Source organism: Corynebacterium tuberculostearicum, from assembly GCF_032821615.1.
GTDB classification, from domain to species: domain Bacteria; phylum Actinomycetota; class Actinomycetes; order Mycobacteriales; family Mycobacteriaceae; genus Corynebacterium; species Corynebacterium tuberculostearicum_H.
In genome coordinates this window covers 1-20,279 of record NZ_JAVBIF010000019.1, presented here as the reverse complement: position 1 = coordinate 20,279, position 20,279 = coordinate 1, and the positions used below count along the sequence as shown (strand labels likewise).

The window sequence follows — 20,279 nt, the reverse complement described above, 5'->3', positions numbered from 1 at the left end:
GCCGCAGGGGAGGTGGCGGCAAAGGCTAGGAGATGGGGGTTCCTCGCTGCACTTTAGGCCTTGATATAGGCATCGCCGGTGCGCTCGGTGGTATGGCCGATGACGGGGTAGCCGGGAACCTCGCCGATGAGGAGGAGGCCGCCGGAAGTTTGGGCGTCGGCAAGCAGCACTAGCTCTTCCTCGCTCAAGGAGGTATCGAGGTGTGGGCGCACCCAGTCGAGATTGCGGCGAGAGCCGCCGGGGATGAAGCCCTCTGCCAGCGCTTCCTTTGCGCCTTCGATGGTGGGCACGGCGGAAAAATCGAGCTCCGCGGCGATGCCGGAGGCCCGGCACAGCTTGTATAAGTGGCCGAGCAACCCGAAGCCGGTGACATCCGTGGCGGCACGCACGCCCGCCTCCACCGCGGCGCGGGCGGCCTCACGGTTCAAGGTGGTCATGGAATCGACCGCGGCCTGGGAGACCTCGCCGGTGGCCTTGTGCTTGTTGTTGAGGATGCCCACGCCAATGGGCTTGGTTAGGGTGATGGGCAGGCCGGGTTCGGCGGCGTCGTTGCGCATGAGCTTGTCGGGGGCCACGATGCCGGTAGCTGCCATACCGTACAGGGGCTCGGGCGCGGTGATGGAATGCCCACCTGTTACGGAGATGCCGGCCTCGGTGGCTATATCCATGCCGCCGCGCAGGACCTCGCGCAGCACATCCAGGCCCAGCTTTTCATTGGGCCAGCCCACCAGGTTGATGGCGGTAACCGGGGTGCCACCCATGGCATAGACATCAGAGAGCGCATTGGCCGCGGCCACCCGCCCCCAGTCATAGGGGTCATTGAGCATGGGAGTGAAAAAGTCCGCGGTGGAGATAACCGCCAGGCCATCTTGAATCTTTACGGCTGCGGCATCATCGCCATCGTCCAAGCCGACCAGCACGTTGGGGTCGGCCTTGCCAATGAGGCCTTCGACGGCGGATTCCAGCTGCCCAGCGGGGATCTTGCAGGCGCAGCCGCCACCAGCTGCGAAAGAGGTGAGCTTAATATCTTGGGTCATAGCGCCATTTTACTAGCCCCAGGAAATTGCCTCCGCGCGGTCGAGGCGGTTGAAGGAGGGCACGTGGAAGTGGAACTGTGCCCCGTGGGGATCGCTTGCCGCATGGGCAGGTTCTGTAAAGGAAACCAGTGCGGTGCGATAGGTCTGGCCCACCTTGGGTATCGCAGGGACCTGGCTATATGGGCAGCTTGCCGCGGCGGAGTTGGGCACCTCATTGGCGCGCGAGCCATCAGCTGTAGCTGGTGCGAGGTCTGGAAGGGAGGTCGGTGCGGAGGTATCCGCTGCTCCGAGGTACGTCAGCGATACTGGGAAACAAATGGTGGAGGCGGACTCGGGGAGGGTGAAGTCTTCCGAAGAGCCGGTAGGGCGGATGTTGTCAGCGAGGCGTGGGGCATCTACCCGAACCTTAAAATAACTTATATTTCCCTCGCGAGATTCTGTGAGGACGGAGGCCGTCTCGCCATAGCGCAAGTGGGTGCCAGGCTCGGTGGCAGTGAAGCCATGTGGGGCGCCGGCTGCGTCCTCGGTGAAGGCTTCCAGCTGCTGCGACTCCACCTCTGGTCGGGTCATGTTGGGGGACTCCGCAGGTGGGGAAGTGGCAGGGGAGCACGCGGTGGCGAGAAGGGCGAAGCCGAGTATGCAACCGGCGCCCGCGCGCTGGCCAATCTCTCGCCGCCTTAAACCTGATAGGAACATAAGTGGAATCTTAGCCCGAATCTTAGAAAAACGTTAATTGTACGGAGAATCCCGGGAAATTTCTTCCTCCGTGTAAGGTGAGCACACGGAGGCGTACGTGTCCTGGTGGGCGCCCCGGTCTTCAAAACCGGTGAGGCCGAGCATCTCGGTCTGGCAGGTTCGATTCCTGTCCGTCTCCGCCACCCGCGCGCAAGGAGGAATGCCACAGTGCCCACGCCCACGCCTGCTGCCAGCCCGGATCCCCGCAGGAATATTCCCCGCATGGACGAGCTGCTCCAGCTGCCGGAAGTAGAATCCGCGCGCCAGCGCCTAGCCGAGCACGCCATCCGCGCGATTATCCAGGGCGTAGTCACCCAAGCGCGCCGCGGCCAGCTGCCGGTCAGCGATATACCCGCAGAAATTGCGCAGCGCCTGGAACAAAAGACAGCGCATTCCTTGCAGCCGGTCATTAACGCCACCGGCGTCATCATTCATACGAACCTAGGGCGTGCCCCGCTTCCCAGCGCCGCGGTAGAGGCCCTGCAGGCCGCTGCCTCCTATACGGATGTGGAAATGGACCTGGACTCGGGCAAGCGATCCAGAAATCGCGGTGCCGGCGCCAGGGCCGCACTGCTCGCGGCCTGCCCCGGTGCAGAGGATGCTCTCGTGGTCAATAACGGCGCCAGCGCCTTGCTCCTGGCCACCGCCGCGCTTGCTCCCGGCAAAGAGGTCATCATTTCGCGCGGCGAGCTCATTGAGATCGGAGCTGGCTTTCGCCTGCCCGAGCTCATCGAGTCCACGGCCACGCGCCTCAAAGAAATAGGGGCGACTAACCGCACGCACCTGGCCGATTACGAGCGCGCTCTGGGAGATAACACTGGCGCCATCTTGAAGGTGCATCCTTCCAATTTCCGCATCGAGGGGTTTACCTCCGCAGTCGGGGTAGAGGAACTGCACCGCCTAGCGGTGGAGCACGATACGCGACTCATCGTGGACTTGGGCTCCGGCCTGCTCACCCATGACCCGGCGCTGCCAGAAGAACCAGATATCCAGGCCCAGCTGCGCGCCGGCGCTGATATCGTCATAGCCTCCGGCGATAAGCTGCTTGGCGGTCCGCAGGCAGGAATTTTGCTCGGCACCAAGGAGGCGATTGCCGCGGTGAAGAAGCACCCGCTGGCGCGTGCGGTGCGCATAGATAAGCTGCGCCTCAACGCGCTGGAGGCGGCCATTTCGACGCCCTCGAATGCGGTGCAGGACGCCCTCCACCTCGAACCCCAGACCCACCGCGAGCGCACGGAATCCATCGCGCAGGCAGTCGGGGCAGAAGTGGTGCCTCATGATGGCCGCGTGGGCGGCGGCGGGGCGCCCGAGTACCCGCTGCCGGGCTATGCAGTGAGCTTGCCCGAGCGCTATGCGGACGCGCTGCGCCGCCAAGACCCTCCCGTGGTAGGCCGCGTGCATCAGGGCCGCTGCTTGGTGGATATTCGCTGCGTTCCTGCCGATCATGACGCCACGGTTATTGCCGCTATTAAGGCGGTGGGCTAGGTGTACGTCGTCGCTACTGCCGGTCATGTGGACCACGGCAAGTCCACCCTGGTGCGGGCTCTTACGGAGATGGACCCGGACCGGTGGGAGGAAGAAAAGCGCCGCGGCCTTACCATTGATCTGGGGTTTGCCTGGACCACGCTGCCTTCTGGCGCGGATGTGGCTTTCGTAGATGTGCCCGGGCATGAAAAATTCCTAGGCAATATGCTCGCTGGCGTGGGCCCGGCCCCGGTCGTCCTCTTTGTTGTGGCGGCCGATGAGGGATGGCAGGCCCAGTCCACCGACCACCGCGATGCCTTGCGCGCGCTGGGCGTAGAGCACGGCATTATCGCGCTAACTCGCAGCGACCGCGCCACTGTGGACCGCACCGCAGAAATCCGAACGCAGCTGGCCGGCACCCCGCTTGCCGACGCCCCCATTATCCCCGTATCCGCCCCTACCGGCGACGGCATTGCGGCGCTGCGGCAGGCGCTCGATGAGGTCCTTGCCGCTGTGCCCGCTCCCGATGCGCAGGCACCCGTGCGACTGTGGGTGGACCGCGCCTTTAGCGTGAAGGGCGCGGGCACCGTGGTTACCGGAACGCTTGCCGCGGGCACCCTGCGCGTGGGCGATAGCCTTAAGGTGGCCACGGCTGGTGGGGAAAGGGCCGTGGAGATCCGTGGCCTGCATAGTGAAAATCGCGAGCAGGATTCACTCGGCCCCGTCACTCGTGCGGCCGTCAACCTGCGCGGGGTGGATGCCGCCGATATCCACCGCGGCGACGTGCTGCTTACCCCGGGCACGTGGCGCCTGGTGGACCACCTCGATGTCCGCCGCACCTTTGGCGCGGAGCTCGACGGGCTGCCCGATAACCTCGTCGTGCACACCGGTACCGCCGGGGTGGAGGCCCACCTGCGTCCCTTGTCTGCCGATTTCGCGCGCATCAGCCTGGCACACCCGCTGCCGCTGCGGCTCCTTGATCGTTTCGTAGTGCGCAGCCCTGGCGGCCGGCACGTCGTCGCTGGGGTAGAGGCAGTAGATCTGCGCCCGCCGGAGCTTAACCGGCGCGGTGACGCCCGCCGCCGCGCAGAAGAGCTCAGCGCCCAGGACTCTTTCCGCGATCCCGCCTCCTACCTGCGCCGCGTCGGCTTCGCCCGTGTGGATGACTTAGCCCGCGACGGCTTTATTACCGCAGCGCCGCCGCAAGGCATTATCGCCTTCCGCGACTGGTGGATTGCGGCCTCCCAGGTAACTCGGTGGAAGCACGCGCTTACCGACGCCCTGCAAGCCCACGCTGCTGCACATCCCCTGGCACCGGGAATGCCCCGCAAAGCAGCCTTGGATGCCCTCGGCCTGCAAGAAGAAGGCTTGCTGGGCCTTGCCATCGCGGCTACGAAGGCGGAAAGCAGTGAGGGAGTGTTGCGCTTTCCCGGGCAGCGGGCGGACCTCGGTGCGGCGGAGCGCGGGGTCGCTGCCATCGAGGAAAGGCTTAAGGTAGAACCTTTTGCGGCACCCGAGGCAGATGACCTAACGGAGCTGGGCCTGGGCCCAAAGGCACTTGCCGCCGCCGAGCGCGCCGGGCGCCTCCTGCGCCTCAAGCAGGGAATCGTGCTCTTGCCCTCGGCACCGGAGGAGGCGCGCCGGAGCCTTAGCGTACTGGAGCAACCCTTTACGCTTTCGGCAGCCCGCAAAGCGCTGGGCACCACGCGACGGGTAGCCATCCCGCTGCTGGAATACCTCGACGCCCAGCGGATTACGCGCCGCGGCGACGGGGGCCAGCGCACCCTGCGCTAGCGAGGCCTCTGTGGCCGAGCATCACACCTATTTGCGGTGATTGCCCCCGCGGTGGTGAGACGTGTCGCGTGCCACGCGCCGGGCCCGCACGCGCGCGGATTCGGAGGAAAAGCGGCCCGGTTCTTCGGCTACCGGGAGCGCACGCCAGCTGAAGTTCTGCTCTCCTGGGATAGAGGAGACCAACTCCGCCAGCTTGGCGCTGGCCTGCGGTTGTTGTGCTTGCTCATTGTGCTGCTGAGCTGGCGCATCTGGCTTAGCGGGTGCAGCCGGCTGGGCCTGCGGCCCTTTCGGGCGGCGCGAGCCGCTGGGCAGTGCCGTCACGATGGCTTCGCCGGAAAGCGTGTGCTCCCAGACCTCGGGCTGAGCCGGTGTGGCTGCGCGCGCGGCGGCGGGAATCGCAGGTTGTGGCGCGGGCACGCGCAGTGGCGGAACAGCGGGGGAGAAGAGCTCCGCGGTGGTGGCCTCATCGGCGGGGATATCGACGGCAAGCATGCCGTGGCTCGCGTAGGCGCGGGCAGAAAGCCCCGCCCCAGAACCGTGTGCCGCAGCGAATGCGGCGCGCAGTCCAGGGAGCGCGGCACTGTCGCCGAGGGGACCGAGAACCGTATCGTCGCAGGTCGCCACCGCGGTGCCGGCAAGGTCTTCCAGCGTGACGAAGAATTGCTGCGAGCCCATGCCATCAAGCTGGGCGGGCGATAGGTCGCCGGCGGCGGCATCGATGAGCACGCCTTGCCCACCGGAGAGCAGTGCGGTTCCTTGCGTTTGGTCATTGACCGGCACCATCCACGGCCACAGGCCCAGTGACACGGCAACTTCAACCTCGCCGTCCACGACCTCCACGGTGGCGATCGTCTGCGGCTGTGCAGAGGAGGCCTTCAATCGCTCCAAGGCGGGATACTCCGCCGCCTCGACCTCGTCCAGAAACCCTAAGAAGCCGAAGTCCGAGCGAACGCGCCAGCCGTTGGTGTAGGTATCGGGTTCTAGGGAGACGTCGACAAGCGCAGCGTGCTTCGCCACGCCGGGGATACTCAATGCGGTGCCCAGCACTGGGTGATCGAGGACCGCAACATGCTCCACGCCGAAGTAACTAGTCGCGAGCGGGTAAAGCGCCATAGAACGTCACTCCCAAGGTTAAAGGCCGGTAAACAATGCGTAGCTCATTTTACGCATAAGGGGGATAGGGCTGACGCCAGCTTTATATCCTGCGAGTTTTTATTAATGTATAGACAGCTCTCTTAAAAGTGAAACCCGGAAAACAGAATAGGAGTAGAACCATCTCTTCTTCATCGTCTTCCTCATCCCGCCCTGTGCGTGGGGTGAATAATTCGGAGGAAAGCAAAAAGCGCACCCGCAATGCCAAGCGCATCTTAAAGGACATTATGTACCCGCATAATATCCACCCCGCGCTGGTGCCGGGCGTCTCCATTGAGGACCAGAAGGTCAAGTACGGCGTGGATAAACCGATCCTCTTTGTGGTCGGCGGACTGGTCGTCGCCTTCGTAGTCTGGGGTGTGATTGCGCCCGAGCAGGTCTTCGATGCTTCTTCGACAGCGCTCGATTGGGTGATGCGTAACTTGGGCTGGATCTTTACCGCCCTGGCGACGTTCCTGATGTTTTTGCTCATCATCTTGGCTTTTTCAAAGTACGGCAAAATTCCTCTCGGGCTAGATGGGGAGAAGCCGGAATTTTCCACGGTGAGCTGGGCCGCGATGCTCTTTGGTGCCGGCATTGGCATCGGCATTATCTTCTTCGGCCCCTTCGAGCCGCTGAGCTACTACCTTTCGCCGCGCCCTGGTGCCTATGAGGCTGCGAGCGATGAAGCGGTGCTGGGTGCGATGGCACAGGCCGCCATGCACTGGGGCATTAATGCCTGGGCAATTTACGCCATCGTGGGCCTGTGCGTGGCCTACGTGTCCTTCCGCCGCGGCCGCGTGCCGCTGATGAGTTCCATCCTGATGCCGCTTTTTGGCAATCGCTCCACTGACTCCCTGCCCGCGCGCATCATCGATGGCCTAGCCATTATCGCTACGCTCTTTGGCACCGCCGCCACGCTGGGCATCGGTGCGCTGCAGATCGGCCGCGGCGTGGAATTGGTCAGCGGCTGGTCCACCACCGGCAATGCCGCGGCGCTGGTGATCATCGTGGTGTTATCCATGGGAACGATCTTCTCCGCAGTCTCCGGTGTGGCCAAGGGCATTCGGTGGCTCTCCAATATCAACCTGGTGCTGGCCATGGCGCTGGCCCTGTTCTTCTTCGTCGTGGGGCCGACCGCCTTCTTGGCCAATATGCTGCCGGCCGTGGTGATTGAATATCTCGATGAAATGCCACAGATGCTCTCGGCCAACATGGGCGAGGGGGAAGACATGGTAGCCTTCCTGTCCTCTTGGACCACCTTCTACTGGGCCTGGTGGGTATCCTGGTCGCCGTTCGTGGGCGTCTTCGTAGCCAAGATTTCGCGCGGGCGTACCATCCGCCAGTTCGTGCTTGGTGTGCTGCTTATTCCCTCCGCCATCATTGTTGCCGCTTTTACCATCCTGGGCGGTACCACCATTTGGCTGCAGCGCCGCGATGGCGATATCGCCCCAGATGGCACTATTGATTCCATGCCGGCGGCAGAAGACATCTTTTTCAAGGTCTTGGACCACTTCCCAGGAGCGGAGTGGATGGCGCCCATCGTCATCATCATGCTGGTGGTCTTCTTCATTACCACGGCTGACTCCGCGTCCATTGTGAATTCGCAGCTCACCCAGCGCGGCAACCCCAAGCCCAACCCGGCAGTAACGGTCTTTTGGGTGGTATGTATGGCTGGCATTGCCGTGGTCATTTTGCTTGCCGGTGGCCGTAATGCGCTGCAGGGCCTGCAGAACCTTATTACGGTGACGGCCCTGCCTTTCGCGGTCATCATCGTGCTCATGTGCATCGCGTTGGTGCGTGAGCTGCGCCATGATCCTGCCTCCATCCGTCATTTCTACGAGGACGAAGCGGTCTCTAATGCGATCGTGCGGGGCGTGCGCGATTATGGCGATAACTTTGCCCTGTCTATCGAGCCGACAGACGGCGACTACGCAACGGGCGCGCACTTTAACTCCACTGCAGCAGAGGTGACCGATTGGTACGCGCGCACGGACGAAGAGGGCCGCGCCGTGGGCTATGACTATGAGGCAGGCGAGTATGTGGACAACGATCCATCTATCAAGAATGGCGAGTTCATCTCTCCGGTACCGGAAGATAAGGAAGAAAATTAATACTTGACAATTATTGGCTGGTAGGGTGCCAGCTATGACTTTTAGTACCTTTGCCTTTGCCTTCGCCTTGGTGCTGCTGTCGGGTCTATCGACCTCGATTGGCGGCGCTTTGGCGGTGGGAAGGCGCGAGCCGGGGCCGGCTTTTATGGCCGCTGCACTGGGGCTTTCGGCCGGCGTGATGCTGTATGTCTCCTTTATGGAGATCCTGCCGGAAGGCATTGCGCAGCTTTCCGACGCCCTCGGCGAGGAAACCACCGGCACCTGGGCCGCCGTCGGGGCGTTCTTTGCTGGCATCGCCGTCATCGCCATCATTGACCGGCTCGTGCCGGAGGAGATTAACCCCCATGAGCCGGCCACCACGGCCGAAGAAGCCCGCCGCAAGAAGCTAATGAAAACCGGCGTATTTACCGCCTGCGCGCTGGGCCTGCACAATTTCCCCGAGGGGTTTGCCACCTTCCTATCCGGCCTGGATTCTAAGGAAGTTGCGGTGCCGGTGGCGGTGGCCATCGCCATTCACAATATCCCGGAAGGCATTGCGGTGGCTGTTCCGCTGCGCGAGGCCACTGGCTCCCGCAAGAAGGCCTTTTGGTGGGCCACCTTGTCTGGCCTGGCTGAGCCGCTCGGCGCGCTCATCGGCTTCGGCCTTCTCTTGCCGGTTATTGGGCCGGCGACGATGGGCATTAGCTTCGCCGCCATCGCCGGCATTATGGTCTTCATCTCGCTGGATGAGCTATTGCCCACCGCTGAGGAGACCGGCGAGCACCATCACGCTATCTACGGTTTGATTGCCGGCATGGCCGTGATGGCGGTTTCGCTGATGCTATTTATGTAGCCGGCTATGCAGCCGGGCTACGGAGCGTTAAGCTTCCGCCGGCTCGGCAGAAGTGGCCGAAGTCTTGCCAAAGGAGGCCTTAACCGCCATCACGATGGTGGCAACGACTACGCCAAGCACCAGGCCGCAGACCATGGACATGCCGGTATCTGCCAGCCATGCCAGGGCGCCATTGGAGATATTCTCGGTCGTGGACGCGATGAATTCGTGGGGCTGATCCATGCCGAACTCGTGCAGGCCCTTGACCACGATATGGCCGCCTACCCACAGCATGGCGGCGGTACCAATGACGCCGATGATATCGAGAACGATCGGCATGCCCTTGACCAAGGCGTTGCCCACCGTGGACTTGCCATCGTGGCGCTTATTAAGGGCCATGCCAATATCGTCCATCTTGACCAAGAGGCCTACGGCGCCGTAGACACCCAGGGTCAGCAAGATACCGACGAAGATGAGGGCACCCAGGCGCATCCAGAATGGCTCGTTGATGACCTCATTTAGGGAAATGACCATGATCTCGGCAGACAAGATGAGGTCAGTGGTAATCGCGGACTTGACCAAGCTATCTTCGGCGTCTGCGCCCTTTTCCTGGACTGATTCAGTTTCCTTCTCTCGGTGGGGGAGAACGTGGTGCAGGATTTTTTCCGCGCCTTCAAAGCATAGATAGGTACCGCCGCACATCAAGATGGGAGTAAGCGCCCACGGCGCGATCCAAGAGAGGATCATCGCGATGGGCAAGATGATGACGAGCTTATTGATAAGCGAGCCCTTGGTGATGCGCCAGATCATCGGCAACTCGCGCTGGGGCTTAATCCCCTCCACATATTGCGGGGTTACGGCCGCATCATCGACGACCACACCTGCGGCCTTCACGGAGGTCTTGCCCGCAAGGGCGGCCACATCGTCAACGCTAGAGGCAGCGGAGCGGGCGATCAGGGCGACGTCGTCAAGCAGGGCAAAAAGGCCACCGGCCATAAATTATCCTTCTGGGGTTAGGGTGATGTTATCGGACCACGTTAAGTGTATCCCCTGATGCGCCAACCAAGCCATCGCATCATCACCGCTGCGAGTAATGCCCTCGACCGCGGCAAGTGTAGTGTCGATCGCTTTCTCGGCGTCCTCGGCAGAAATCAAGCCGGCGGAGGTCGCGGCAGAGAGCTCATCAATATCGAGCACGGAAATGGGCTTGCCGCGGGTGGCAACAAGATCCACATAAAGATCGCGGGTGGTCCACACCGCGCCATCGCGCTGGATTTCGGCCACATCAATATAAAAGTCCTGGTGGACGTCTACACCGGGGCGGAAATGGAAGATATTGGCGCGCAGGTTGAGATCGGGAAGCAGCCACGATTCCAGGTAACCAAAGCGCGGGTGATCGGCGCCGCGAGCCATGTAGAGGCCGAAATCCGTCTCGGTGTACGTGTCGACCTCGCGCAGGAATCCCTTGGGATCGGTATTGGTGTACTCGGCGGTATTAAAGGTCTCACGCTTGACCGGATGGAGATCCACCGGCATCTACTTCACCTCAAGGAAGGCGGCGGTGGGGGCAAAATTGCAGCGGGATTCCTGAGTGTTCACGCCGCCAGAAAGCAGCGCGATGACGGTGCCCTTGCCAGTCTGGGCGGTGCCGGACAAGGTGGTAGGGCCGTCCTGATTGATGCCGTTGTTATTCAGTGGGGTGACACCGCTGCGCAGGGTGTCTAGGTTGAACCACTGCACGTTCATCCTGCCTTGTTCGCGCGCGGCAGGTGGGGTGCCGAGGGCGGTGAAGAGGAAGACGGTTTCGCCGGACTTTGCCCCCGGTGCCGGCATTTCGGTGGGGCCAGGAACGGCAATGGCCGAGCCCATGGCATCGCTGGTGCCGCCGATGCAGTGTGCGGAGACCGTGGGCCAGTAAAACTGGCGGAAGTTCGGGTTATTGCCTTCCGGCATGGCTACGCCGCCCTTGCCATCGCCGCCGCCGGCGAAGAACGCGAGGCCAGAGAGGATAGCGTTGCGAACATCCTCGGGAATCCACGGTTGTGCCGCAAAAGCGCGGATGCGGTCCTGGGTTTCCTGGTTGGGGCGGCCAAGCTCGTCCAGTGGGCTATGGGAGGACGCCTGCTGCACCAAGGAAGAAAGATCTGGTGCGGAAGCCTGCGCTGGGGCGACGAGGGGAGAGGCGAGGCCGATGAGCGCGGCCGTGGCAGCGGCGATATAACCGGTGCGGCCGGACAGGTGCCAGGTGGTGCGGGCGTGGCTCACGTTATCAATTCCTTGGGTGCGGTCTCGGGAAGGGCGGTTAAACCCCAGTTGTCACATTTGTAACAATATTACCTACAGTAACGATAGTGATGGCTGGGGGAGTGTCAAGTGCTCTGGCAATCTATAAGATTTTTCGCCCGTTCTATACGGTGCGCTACGGGGTAAAGCCATCCCCAATGCTGCACTTGGCCCTTTAAGGGGGTATCGTGGGAGCTCGTTCAAGATCAATTTCGCGCGCGCAAGCGCTGTAGATCCTCCGAAGGAGAACCCCACTAGTGAGTAATACCGAGTTCCGTAATGTTGCCATCGTCGCGCACGTTGACCATGGCAAGACCACCCTGGTCAACGGCATGCTGGAGCAGTCCGGCGCCTTTGGTGACCACGGTGAACACACGGACCGCGTCATGGACTCCAATGATCAGGAGCGCGAGCGCGGCATTACCATTCTGGCCAAGAATACGGCCATCCACCGCAAGGGCCTGGGCAAGGACGGCCAAGACCTGATTATCAACGTTATCGACACCCCGGGCCACGCCGACTTCGGTGGCGAGGTCGAGCGCGGTATTTCCATGGTGGATGGCGTTGTCTTGCTCGTCGATGCCTCCGAGGGTCCGCTGCCGCAGACCCGCTTCGTGCTCACCAAGGCACTGGAAGCCAAGCTGCCGGTTATCATCTGCGTGAACAAGACTGACCGCCCGGATGCCCGCATCGACGAGGTTGTCTCCGAGTCCCAGGACCTGCTGCTGGAAATCGCCGCCGGCCTGGAGGACGAGGAAGCCGCGGCCGCCGCCGAGGAGCTGCTGGACCTTCCGGTTCTCTACGCTTCCGGCCGCGCCGGCGTTGCCTCCACCGAGAACCCAGGCGATGGCAACGTCCCTGAGGGCGACGATTTGCAGCCGCTTTTCGACGTCATCTACAACGTCCTCCCAGAGCCCTCCGCTACCGTCGACGCCCCGCTGCAGGCGCACGTGACCAACCTGGACGCCTCCGACTTCCTGGGCCGTATCGCGCTGCTGCGCATCTACGCCGGCCGCATCAAGAAGGGCCAGCAGGTGGCCTGGATCCACTACGACGAGGATGGCAACCAGCACACCAAGACCGTGAAGGTCGCCGAGCTGCTGCGCACCGTTGGCTTCGAGCGCCAGCCCGCTGAGGAGGCCATCGCCGGTGACATCGTTGCTATCTCCGGCATCTCTGACGTCATGATTGGTGACACCATCGCCGATCCAGAGCACCCAGAGGCCCTGCCGCGCATCACCGTGGACGAGCCGGCCATCTCCATGACCATCGGCGTTAATACCTCCCCGATGGCAGGCCAGGGCGGCGGCGATAAGCTCACCGCACGTATGGTCAAGGCCCGTCTGGAGCAGGAGCTTATCGGTAACGTTTCCCTGCGCGTGCTGCCTACCGAGCGCCCCGATGCTTGGGAGGTCCAGGGCCGTGGCGAGATGGCGCTGTCCGTGCTCATTGAGTCCATGCGCCGCGAGGGCTTCGAGCTGACCATCGGCAAGCCGCAGGTTGTGACCAAGGAAATCGACGGCAAGACCTACGAGCCATACGAAATCCTCACCATTGACTCCCCGTCCGAGCACCAGGGTGCTATCACCCAGCTGCTGGCCGCCCGCAAGGGCCAGATGCAGGCCATGGACGTGCGCGAGGGCGACTGGGTACGCATGATCTTCCGCGTCCCTGCCCGCGGCCTCATCGGCTTCCGCACCCAGTTCATGACCGAGACCCGCGGTGCCGGCATCGCTAACTCCATCTCTGACGGCCTGGATGTCTGGGCCGGCGAGATCAAGTCCCGCCCGACCGGCTCCCTGGTGGCTGACCGCACCGGCCAGATCACCCAGTACGCGCTGATGCAGCTGGCTGACCGCGGCAACTTCTTCGTCGAGCCGGGCGCCGAGGCTTATGAGGGCATGGTCGTTGGTGCCAATAACCGCGATGAGGATATTGACATCAACATCACCAAGGAAAAGAAGCTGACCAATATGCGCTCCGCCACCGCGGATGCCACGGTCACCCTGGCTAAGGCACACACCCTGTCTCTGGAAGAGGCACTGGAATTCTGTGGCAACGACGAGTGCGTCGAGGTCGCCCCAGACGTCCTGCGCGTGCGCAAGGTGGAGCTTTCCGCTACCGACCGCAAGCGTGCCGCCGCCCGCGCCAAGCAGATGAATAAGTAGTCAGCATCACTCTAGGTGGTGGTGATTGCCGCTGACGTGGCCACCATCGCCGCAACCGCTGCCGCCTCCTCGACTACGGCCTTGACCGCAGAGGAGGCGGTTTTGTCATACTCGACCTCTTTTTTGATTTCCTGAATGCGCGCCCGCATCTCCCGGCGCTTCATTCCCTCCGCATCGTTTTTCAGCAGGGTATAGGCCCCGCTGACCTCGCGGAGAATGTCGAGAATAATGACGTCATTGACCTCGGCTGGGCGCTGCGCCTCCAGGACTGCAACCAACCGCTCGCGCAGTTCCTTTTCCAGCTCCAGGTCCGTCATGATGTAGCGGTCGCCGCTTATCTGCCACCACTTGGCCTTCTCCACGTCGAGCTGTCCATTCGCGTGGAAATCCAAAGCGATGATTTCCCGCGGGGTAAACCACGAAGCCTCCAAGAGGCTCTGCATGCTGGTGGCCTTGTGCTGGTGCAGCTTCTCCCAAGCCCATGCCAAGACGGGGTGCTCCGGGCGCTGTGGAGTAGTCTCCACCCTTTTCTTCTCACCGAGCTCTACGTGCCCGCCCAGCAGCAGGTCCGCGAGTACGGTGGCGCGCAAGGCGGCCTCATTATTGGACACCCAGTCTTCCTGCTTGCCGTTGTCCTTGGTTAGTAGAAGGAACATTTCTTGGCAGATGAGCATTGGGGCCTCCTTAAAAGTTGCGGTCTATGGCCGAGTCTAGCGCCAATAATCTTCGTTTCGGCGGGGTAGAGGGACTAAAGTAGTCCGCGATGAAAAAGAATCCGGCTTCACCAAGGCGCGCGGCGTCGGCAATCGCAGCGGTACTCAGCACCGCCAGCCTTGCAATACTTAGCGCCTGCGCGGCTAACCCCGGCCCACCACCGGTGGTGGAGGAAAATGCCTCCGTGCTGCAAGAAGATCAGACCACCACCACGCCTACCCCGGAAGAAGAGCAGCCGCAGGATGCCGACTCCGCCAAGCGCCCCACCATCTCGGTGGGCGTGGACCCCTTGCGCGCGGGATTGAACCCGCATCTGGTGGCCAATAACTCCGAGCTGGTCGACCAGATTGCCGAACTGGTGCTGCCCTCAGCGTTCCACAACGGGCAAAGGGACGCCGATATCCTCGAATCCGCCTCTGAGGTCACCGCGCCTAAGGGCGTGGCGCAGCGGGTGCGCTACGTCATTGCCTCGCCCGCACAATGGTCCGATGGCACACCCATTTCCGGCGCGGACTTTAGCTACCTGTGGAAGCAGATGACCACCACCGCCGGTGTGCGCGATCCCGCCGGCTACCACGCCATATCGGCCGTCAATACCTCCGATGGCGGCCGCGTAGTCACCGTGGACTTTTCCCAGAAGGTGAAAGATTGGCACCTGCTTTTTCATAATTTGCTGCCTTCCCACCTGCTGCAGGACGATAGCTTTGGCTCTGCTTTAGCCGATAAGATTCCGGCATCGGCCGGGCGCTTCCTCGTCGACAGCGTGGACCGCGGCCGCGGAGTCATTACCTTGAACCGGAACGACCGCTTCTGGGGTGCTAATCCGGCGCAGGTGGACGTCATCCAGCTGCGCGAGGTGCGTGATAGCACCCAGGCGCTTAATATGCTGCGCTCCGGGCAGATTGGTTTCGCGGACTTCACGCCTGGCCAAACCTCGCAGGAGGCACTGGGCCTTTTGGGGCATGTTTCCGATAAGACACTGACCCGCCCGCGCCAGCTGCGACTGCACATGTCCACCGCGGATGGAGCACTGGAAGAAAGGGCAGCGCGCCGCGGATTGGCCTCGCTGATTGATACGGACCAGATCGCGCGTTTGGCCACCGGCCGCGCTTCCAGCCTTGAGCCGGGGAATAACCCTATAAGTAAGGACACGGATCTCACTGCGCTGCGCACCCGCGCTAGTAAGAAGCCGATTCGTTTTGCGGTAGACCCCACCAGCCCCACGGCCTTGGCCGCGGCCAATACGCTCTATGACGTCCTCGAAGCCCACGGGATCGCCGCCGAAGTGGTGTCCGAGCGCCTGACCACGATCACCTCCAAGCTGCTGCCCGAAGGCGAGGTGGATGCCGTGGTGACCTGGGAGGATATCTCCCTGAACTCGGTGGCTGCGGCTAATATCTTCAGCTGCGATGACAAGCAACCGCTGGCCGGAGACCTGTCGGGAATCTGCCCGGAGAACGCGGAGGAGATTCGCGAGGAGATTTTGTCCGGCGCTCTGAGCCCGAAGGAAGCACTCGGACGCATTCGCGATGTGAACTCTAAAGAAGCCCTCTACGTGCCTTTGGTGGATGAGACGCGTATCCACGCGCTCGGGGAGGGTATTGTAGGCCCCGGCCAAAGCATTGATGATTGGGACGAGGGTCTTATCACCGCGCCCCGCTGGAGGATAGATGAAGACTAAGGACCTAACCGGCTACCGCGTGGTGGCAGTGCACGCCCACCCGGATGATGAAACCCTCTTTATGGGTGGCACCCTGGCAACCCTAGCCGCACGCGGCGCTGAGGTTATCGTCATTACGCTTACCTTGGGCGAGGACGGCGAGGTCATCGGCGAGCCTTACCAAGGCTTGGCCGATCATGATCAGCTCGGCGGTTTCCGCGCCCGCGAATTAGCCAATGCCCTCGATGCCCTGGGTGTCAAGGGGATCCAGCTGGGCGGGTTCGGCCACTTCCATGACTCCGGCATGGCAGGCTCTCCCTCGCACGAGAACCCGCGTGCACTGGTCAATCGCATCGAGGAAGCGGCCGATTTCCTGAGCGACGAGCTCGAGGCCATCCAGCCCCACGCCATCTTGACCTACGGGCCCGATGGTGGCTACGGGCACCCAGACCACATTGCGGTGCATAAGGCGGTGATGAAGGCGGCGTCGCCAAGCACGCGCATTTGGTACGGCATTTTTGAACGCGCCGCCAATTATGCCGGCCTGGACACCCTGGATGCGCCGGCCGGGTGGACCGAGCCCAGCCAAGAGTACTTGGACAATTTCACTAACGAGGGCGCCGATGTCACCGTCGCTCTTTCCGACGCCGCCCTGGACGCCAAGCGCTGCGCCATGCGCGCCCACGCCTCCCAAATCTGGGTGGCCGATGGCACCACCACCCGCACTAACCCCGAGGCCGCCGTGGCCGCGTTGCACGAACCCGAGCACGTGCCCGGAGCCTATGGTCTATCCAACCTGCTGGTCATGCCCCTGCTGCGCGCCGAGTACTTCCAGCTGGGCCAAGGCGAGCCGGCCGATGATCTGCTGGGCGGCCTGTAATGCGCACGGATTTTAGCCGCGGCGAGCAGGTCACCGGACTGGTGTGGCTGGCCATCGGCGCGTTGCTCTCGGTCTTCCTCGAGGTGATCTACCTCACCGCCCGCATTCCGCTATCCAATGGGGCGAGTGTGGCTTTTCCCATCACCATCCTGCTTGCGTGGTGGTTTAACTCCGTGCTCACCCGCACCGCCCGGTTATGGAGCCCCGCGCCGATGGTCGGCGCCATCCCGCTCATCGTCTGGTGCTTGGGCTTTTTCGCCTTCATGCTCCTCGTACCGATGACAGGAGACATGCTCTTGGCCAATAATATTCTCAGCCTGCTCCTGCTTTTGGCCGGGATAGGCGGGGGCGTTTGGCCATTTTTCAAGCAGAAGTGACATACTGTTAAACATCCCAAATCCGAGAAATCAGGAAGCTTCAAGGAATCTCCATGACTTATACGATCGCACAGCCTTGCGTTGACGTAATGGACCGCGGCTGCGTTGAGGAATGCCCTGTTGACTGCATCTACGAGGGCAAGCGCATGCTCTACATCCACCCGGATGAGTGCGTGGACTGCGGCGCCTGCGAGCCGGCTTGCCCAGTCGAGGCCATCTTCTACGAGGATGACGTTCCCGATGAGTGGCTGGACTACAACGACGCCAACGCCGCCTTCTTCGACGACCTAGGCTCCCCAGGCGGCGCGGCGGCCCTCGGCCCGCAGGACTTTGACGTCCCGATGATTGCCGCGCTTCCGCCACAGAATCAGGAGTAAGACATGGCACGCACACCGCTAGGAAAGACGCTTCCAGACTTCCCCTGGGATTCGCTGGCCGGCGCCAAGAAGAAGGCCCAGGCCCACCCGGGTGGAATCGTTGACCTCTCGGTGGGCAACCCCGTTGACCCTGTGTCCCCAGGCGTGCAGCTGGCGTTGACCGCAGCCGCGCAGAACCCCGGTTACCCGCAGACCGCCGGCACCCCGGAGCTGCGCGAGGCCATCGCCGCCGCGCTTACCCGCCGCTATAACATGCAGGTTGACCGCGTCCTGCCGGTGGTCGGCACCAAGGAGGCCATCGCTTGGCTGCCCACGCTTCTGGGCATGCGCGGCGAGACCGTCGCCTTCCCCTCGGTGGCCTATCCCACCTATGAGGTGGGCGCCCTGCTCGCCGGTGCTAAGCCGCTGCGCGCGGATTCCGATTTCCAGGATGCCTCCCTGGTCTTTTTGAATTCGCCGTCCAATCCCACCGGCCGCGTCCTTGGCGTGGAGGAGCTGCGCCGCATCGTGGCGTGGGCGCGCGAGACCGGCGCCATCATCGCCTCCGATGAGTGCTATATGAGCTTGGGCTGGAACGACGAAAATCCACCGGTATCCATCCTCGATCCGCGTGTGACCGATGGCGATAACACCGGGCTTATTGCCATGCATTCGCTGTCCAAGACCGCGAATATGGCCTCTTACCGCGCCGGTTTCTTCGCGGGCGATAACGATCTCATCGCCGAGCTGCTTCAGCTGCGCAAGCACGCCGGCCTCATCGTTCCCGGTCCCATCCAAGCCGCCATGGTCGCCGCGCTCAACGACGACGACACCGAGGCCCTCCAGCGCAACCGCTACGCTTCCCGCCGTGCGGTGCTTATGCACGCGCTTGTCGACGCCGGCTTTACCATCGACTACTCCGATGCCGGCATGTACCTGTGGGCCACCCGGGGCGAGAATTGCCGCGAGACCATCGACTGGCTGGCTGAGCGCGGCATCCTCGCGGCCCCGGGTGACTTTTACGGCCCAGCCGGCGAGAAGCACGTGCGCATTGGTCTCAACGGCACCGATGAGCGCATCGATGCCGCCGTCGACCGCCTCGCCGGTGCCTAATTCCGGCAGGCCTTCCGCCCGCGCAGGCATTTCGCCGCGCAAAACGGTCCTGCGTGGCCGCGTGCCGGAGGAAGGGGAGTACTTCGCCGCCCGTGCCGGCGACTCTCCCTTCCCGGCTGGCACCGTACTGCCGCCCGGCGCCGCGCTTCCGCACCCCGTGCCCGCCTGGTACCACCCCTCCGTTCCTCCGGAACGCCCGATTCCTTTCGACTACTCCGTGGTCCACGCCGACCGCGACCTCATCGTGGCCGATAAGCCGCACTTCCTGCCCACGACCACCAACGGTCGCCTCCAGCGCGAAACGCTGCAAACCCGCCTGCGCGTGGATTTTGGCGAAGACGACATCGTACCCCTGCACCGCTTGGACCGCCTGACCGCTGGGCTTGTCATCTGCTCCCGCAATCCCGCAACCCGCGCCGCCTACCAGCGCATCTTCCTGGAAGGGAGTGCGGTGAAGAAGTATCGGGGCGTCGTCAAGCAGCCGCTTTTCGTGGACCAGGAAATTGCCCTGCGCATGCACAAGCCCCGCGGGTCGCGCCAGGTGTTCGTGGCCCCCGAAGGTACGCTGACCTCCACATATGTGCGCGCCGCCGGCCGGGAGGTGACCATGTGGCCGCGCACCGGCCATACCCACCAGTTGCGCGTGCTGCTCAATCACCTCGGCCACCCACTGCTTGGCGACGATATCTATCCCACCCCGCGCGAGCTCGACCTCTATGACTTCCGAACCCCGCTCGCGCTCCTTCACGAGGCTATAACTTTTATAGATCCTCTATCACATTCCGAGCGTCAATTTTTCAGTTCCCAGGCTTTAAGAACTACAATCGAGTAGTTATTTAATCACTGGCTAGAAAGGCGGCCCATGGCAGACCTCAGCGTCGCGCGCTTTGTGTCCAATTTTGGGCAGTTTCTCAAATTCGGCATTGTTGGCGGCTCGGGTACCGCGGTTAATCTCTTTGTGGTCTATTTGTGCAGAAAGATTACTTGGTGGTCCGGCGGCATTGATGCGGACGATCCATTTATCAACCTCTTTGGTTCCGTTTTTCATATCCGCTGGTATCACGTGTTCCTGACTATCGCCTTCTTGGTCGCGAACACTTGGAACTACCAACTCAACCGAATGTGGACCTTCCGCTCAGTCACGAAAGTGTCCTGGCTGCGTGGCTTCTTCCCATTCCTGCTCGCTGGCGTTGGAGCTTTCCTCGTAAGCCAAGTCGTGGCGACATTGTTGATGAACCCGACTTCGCCGCTGCATTTGCCCTCAGACATTCTGGATGATTCAACCGGTCTGCGTACAAAGGTGTATTGGGCATCGGCAATTTCCATCATTGTTGCCATGCCGATCAATTTCATTTTGAATAAGCTGTGGACCTTCCGCTCGAAGCCCAAGACGCCGCAGGTTATTCACGAAACCGAGCCTGCCTAGCCTGGCCCTCTGTCAAGCTTCGCCCCACCCCATCGCCCTTCGCGCTCACCAGCGCACGGCGATGGGGCCTTTTCTTGCCTGCCGGTGAGCGCGACAGGGGCGTCGGCAAGCAATGCTCCCGTCGCGGTCACCGGCATGCCTTCGACGACGGTGAGTGGGCCTCTCGGTGAGCGCGAGGGGGCGGTACCTCCCCACGCGCTCACTGGGGAAGAAAAA

At 62.5% G+C, this 20,279-nt stretch carries 20 protein-coding genes and 1 tRNA gene; 13 read left to right on the top strand and 8 right to left on the bottom strand.

Annotated elements, in window-relative coordinates:
* Positions 1 to 53 precede the first annotated feature (53 nt).
* Both selD and RAE09_RS10430 read right to left on the bottom strand, forming a co-directional pair.
* Entirely contained in the window at positions 54 to 1,037 is a 984-nt protein-coding gene (gene selD, locus RAE09_RS10435; protein WP_316981643.1) for a selenide, water dikinase SelD, read from the bottom strand.
* A gap of 12 nt (positions 1,038 to 1,049) precedes the next feature.
* On the bottom strand, positions 1,050 to 1,607 hold the full coding sequence (locus RAE09_RS10430; RefSeq protein WP_040425059.1) for a hypothetical protein: 558 nt from the start codon (positions 1,605 to 1,607) through the stop codon (positions 1,050 to 1,052).
* 213 nt (positions 1,608 to 1,820) lie between these two features.
* Between RAE09_RS10430 and RAE09_RS10425 the strand changes: the two genes are divergently transcribed.
* From RAE09_RS10425 to selB, 3 genes are all read left to right on the top strand, one after another.
* Positions 1,821 to 1,915, top strand: a tRNA-Sec gene (locus RAE09_RS10425).
* A gap of 25 nt (positions 1,916 to 1,940) precedes the next feature.
* Positions 1,941 to 3,257 carry an L-seryl-tRNA(Sec) selenium transferase gene (gene selA, locus RAE09_RS10420; RefSeq protein WP_316981642.1) on the top strand — a complete coding sequence of 439 codons (1,317 nt, stop codon included), beginning with the start codon at positions 1,941 to 1,943 and terminating at the stop codon, positions 3,255 to 3,257.
* Positions 3,258 to 5,030: a selenocysteine-specific translation elongation factor gene (gene selB, locus RAE09_RS10415; RefSeq protein ID WP_316981641.1), complete on the top strand. Its 1,773-nt coding sequence runs from the start codon at positions 3,258 to 3,260 to the stop codon at positions 5,028 to 5,030.
* A gap of 27 nt (positions 5,031 to 5,057) precedes the next feature.
* On the opposite strand, the gene RAE09_RS10410 is transcribed toward selB, so the two are convergent.
* Complete coding sequence (locus RAE09_RS10410) at positions 5,058 to 6,143, bottom strand: hypothetical protein (protein WP_316981640.1); 1,086 nt, start codon at positions 6,141 to 6,143, stop codon at positions 5,058 to 5,060.
* A gap of 194 nt (positions 6,144 to 6,337) precedes the next feature.
* Between RAE09_RS10410 and RAE09_RS10405 the strand changes: the two genes are divergently transcribed.
* Positions 6,338 to 8,275 (top strand): BCCT family transporter, encoded by a 1,938-nt coding sequence (locus RAE09_RS10405; protein WP_316981639.1) that lies wholly within the window; start codon positions 6,338 to 6,340, stop codon positions 8,273 to 8,275.
* Positions 8,276 to 8,309: 34 nt separating this feature from the next.
* Positions 8,310 to 9,107 (top strand): zinc transporter ZupT, encoded by a 798-nt coding sequence (gene zupT / locus RAE09_RS10400; RefSeq protein WP_005323563.1) that lies wholly within the window; start codon positions 8,310 to 8,312, stop codon positions 9,105 to 9,107.
* A gap of 27 nt (positions 9,108 to 9,134) precedes the next feature.
* On the opposite strand, the gene RAE09_RS10395 is transcribed toward zupT, so the two are convergent.
* Genes RAE09_RS10395 through RAE09_RS10385 form a run of 3 tightly spaced genes read right to left on the bottom strand, consistent with a single transcriptional unit; the run spans position 9,135 to position 11,351 of the window.
* A complete protein-coding gene (locus tag RAE09_RS10395) occupies positions 9,135 to 10,082 on the bottom strand; it encodes a DUF808 domain-containing protein (RefSeq protein ID WP_316981638.1) in 948 nt (315 codons plus the stop codon).
* A gap of 3 nt (positions 10,083 to 10,085) precedes the next feature.
* The gene (locus RAE09_RS10390; RefSeq protein WP_316981637.1) at positions 10,086 to 10,622 is read right to left on the bottom strand and encodes a DUF402 domain-containing protein; all 537 of its coding nucleotides are present in this window, start codon (positions 10,620 to 10,622) and stop codon (positions 10,086 to 10,088) included.
* Positions 10,623 to 11,351 (bottom strand): Rv1157c family protein, encoded by a 729-nt coding sequence (locus RAE09_RS10385; protein ID WP_316981636.1) that lies wholly within the window; start codon positions 11,349 to 11,351, stop codon positions 10,623 to 10,625. It lies immediately after the preceding gene.
* A gap of 275 nt (positions 11,352 to 11,626) precedes the next feature.
* Between RAE09_RS10385 and typA the strand changes: the two genes are divergently transcribed.
* Positions 11,627 to 13,537, top strand: coding sequence for a translational GTPase TypA (typA, locus tag RAE09_RS10380; protein WP_316981635.1), 1,911 nt, complete (start codon positions 11,627 to 11,629; stop codon positions 13,535 to 13,537).
* 11 nt (positions 13,538 to 13,548) lie between these two features.
* On the opposite strand, the gene RAE09_RS10375 is transcribed toward typA, so the two are convergent.
* Positions 13,549 to 14,211 carry a GOLPH3/VPS74 family protein gene (locus tag RAE09_RS10375; protein WP_316981634.1) on the bottom strand — a complete coding sequence of 221 codons (663 nt, stop codon included), beginning with the start codon at positions 14,209 to 14,211 and terminating at the stop codon, positions 13,549 to 13,551.
* Between the two features lie 89 nt (positions 14,212 to 14,300).
* On the opposite strand from RAE09_RS10375, the gene RAE09_RS10370 reads away from it, so the two are divergent.
* Genes RAE09_RS10370 through RAE09_RS10340 form a run of 7 tightly spaced genes read left to right on the top strand, consistent with a single transcriptional unit; the run spans position 14,301 to position 20,063 of the window.
* A complete protein-coding gene (locus RAE09_RS10370) occupies positions 14,301 to 15,932 on the top strand; it encodes an ABC transporter family substrate-binding protein (RefSeq protein WP_316981633.1) in 1,632 nt (543 codons plus the stop codon).
* Positions 15,922 to 16,791, top strand: coding sequence for a PIG-L family deacetylase (locus tag RAE09_RS10365; protein WP_316981632.1), 870 nt, complete (start codon positions 15,922 to 15,924; stop codon positions 16,789 to 16,791). The genes RAE09_RS10370 and RAE09_RS10365 overlap by 11 nt, the downstream gene beginning before the upstream one ends.
* Positions 16,791 to 17,168: a hypothetical protein gene (locus RAE09_RS10360; protein WP_005327488.1), complete on the top strand. Its 378-nt coding sequence runs from the start codon at positions 16,791 to 16,793 to the stop codon at positions 17,166 to 17,168. The genes RAE09_RS10365 and RAE09_RS10360 overlap by 1 nt, the downstream gene beginning before the upstream one ends.
* A gap of 53 nt (positions 17,169 to 17,221) precedes the next feature.
* Positions 17,222 to 17,545, top strand: a complete 324-nt coding sequence (gene fdxA, locus RAE09_RS10355) for a ferredoxin (RefSeq protein ID WP_005327491.1) — start codon at positions 17,222 to 17,224, stop codon at positions 17,543 to 17,545.
* A 3-nt stretch (positions 17,546 to 17,548) separates the two neighbouring features.
* On the top strand, positions 17,549 to 18,637 hold the full coding sequence (gene dapC / locus RAE09_RS10350) for a succinyldiaminopimelate transaminase (protein ID WP_316981631.1): 1,089 nt from the start codon (positions 17,549 to 17,551) through the stop codon (positions 18,635 to 18,637).
* A complete protein-coding gene (locus RAE09_RS10345) occupies positions 18,606 to 19,469 on the top strand; it encodes a pseudouridine synthase (RefSeq protein ID WP_316981630.1) in 864 nt (287 codons plus the stop codon). Before dapC ends, RAE09_RS10345 begins: the two co-directional genes overlap by 32 nt.
* A gap of 30 nt (positions 19,470 to 19,499) precedes the next feature.
* Positions 19,500 to 20,063 carry a GtrA family protein gene (locus RAE09_RS10340; protein ID WP_150851694.1) on the top strand — a complete coding sequence of 188 codons (564 nt, stop codon included), beginning with the start codon at positions 19,500 to 19,502 and terminating at the stop codon, positions 20,061 to 20,063.
* Here RAE09_RS10340 and RAE09_RS10335 read toward each other — a convergent pair.
* A partial coding sequence (locus RAE09_RS10335; protein WP_316981629.1) for a hypothetical protein occupies positions 20,060 to 20,279 on the bottom strand: 220 nt, incomplete at its 5' end. The two genes, RAE09_RS10340 and RAE09_RS10335, sit on opposite strands and share 4 nt — an antisense overlap.

What these genes read in the sequence shown, in the direction of transcription:
- RAE09_RS10410 (WP_316981640.1), bottom strand. Translation starts at nt 6,143, where the DNA reads ATGGCGCTTTACCCGCTCGCGACTAGTTACTTCGGCGTGGAGCATGTT.
- selD (WP_316981643.1), bottom strand. Translation starts at nt 1,037, where the DNA reads ATGACCCAAGATATTAAGCTCACCTCTTTCGCAGCTGGTGGCGGCTGC.
- zupT (WP_005323563.1), top strand. Translation starts at nt 8,310, where the DNA reads ATGACTTTTAGTACCTTTGCCTTTGCCTTCGCCTTGGTGCTGCTGTCG.
- fdxA (WP_005327491.1), top strand. Translation starts at nt 17,222, where the DNA reads ATGACTTATACGATCGCACAGCCTTGCGTTGACGTAATGGACCGCGGC.
- RAE09_RS10430 (WP_040425059.1), bottom strand. Translation starts at nt 1,607, where the DNA reads ATGACCCGACCAGAGGTGGAGTCGCAGCAGCTGGAAGCCTTCACCGAG.
- RAE09_RS10365 (WP_316981632.1), top strand. Translation starts at nt 15,922, where the DNA reads ATGAAGACTAAGGACCTAACCGGCTACCGCGTGGTGGCAGTGCACGCC.
- RAE09_RS10340 (WP_150851694.1), top strand. Translation starts at nt 19,500, where the DNA reads ATGGCAGACCTCAGCGTCGCGCGCTTTGTGTCCAATTTTGGGCAGTTT.
- RAE09_RS10345 (WP_316981630.1), top strand. Translation starts at nt 18,606, where the DNA reads ATGCCGCCGTCGACCGCCTCGCCGGTGCCTAATTCCGGCAGGCCTTCC.
- RAE09_RS10360 (WP_005327488.1), top strand. Translation starts at nt 16,791, where the DNA reads ATGCGCACGGATTTTAGCCGCGGCGAGCAGGTCACCGGACTGGTGTGG.
- RAE09_RS10375 (WP_316981634.1), bottom strand. Translation starts at nt 14,211, where the DNA reads ATGCTCATCTGCCAAGAAATGTTCCTTCTACTAACCAAGGACAACGGC.
- RAE09_RS10395 (WP_316981638.1), bottom strand. Translation starts at nt 10,082, where the DNA reads ATGGCCGGTGGCCTTTTTGCCCTGCTTGACGACGTCGCCCTGATCGCC.
- RAE09_RS10370 (WP_316981633.1), top strand. Translation starts at nt 14,301, where the DNA reads ATGAAAAAGAATCCGGCTTCACCAAGGCGCGCGGCGTCGGCAATCGCA.
- dapC (WP_316981631.1), top strand. Translation starts at nt 17,549, where the DNA reads ATGGCACGCACACCGCTAGGAAAGACGCTTCCAGACTTCCCCTGGGAT.
- RAE09_RS10390 (WP_316981637.1), bottom strand. Translation starts at nt 10,622, where the DNA reads ATGCCGGTGGATCTCCATCCGGTCAAGCGTGAGACCTTTAATACCGCC.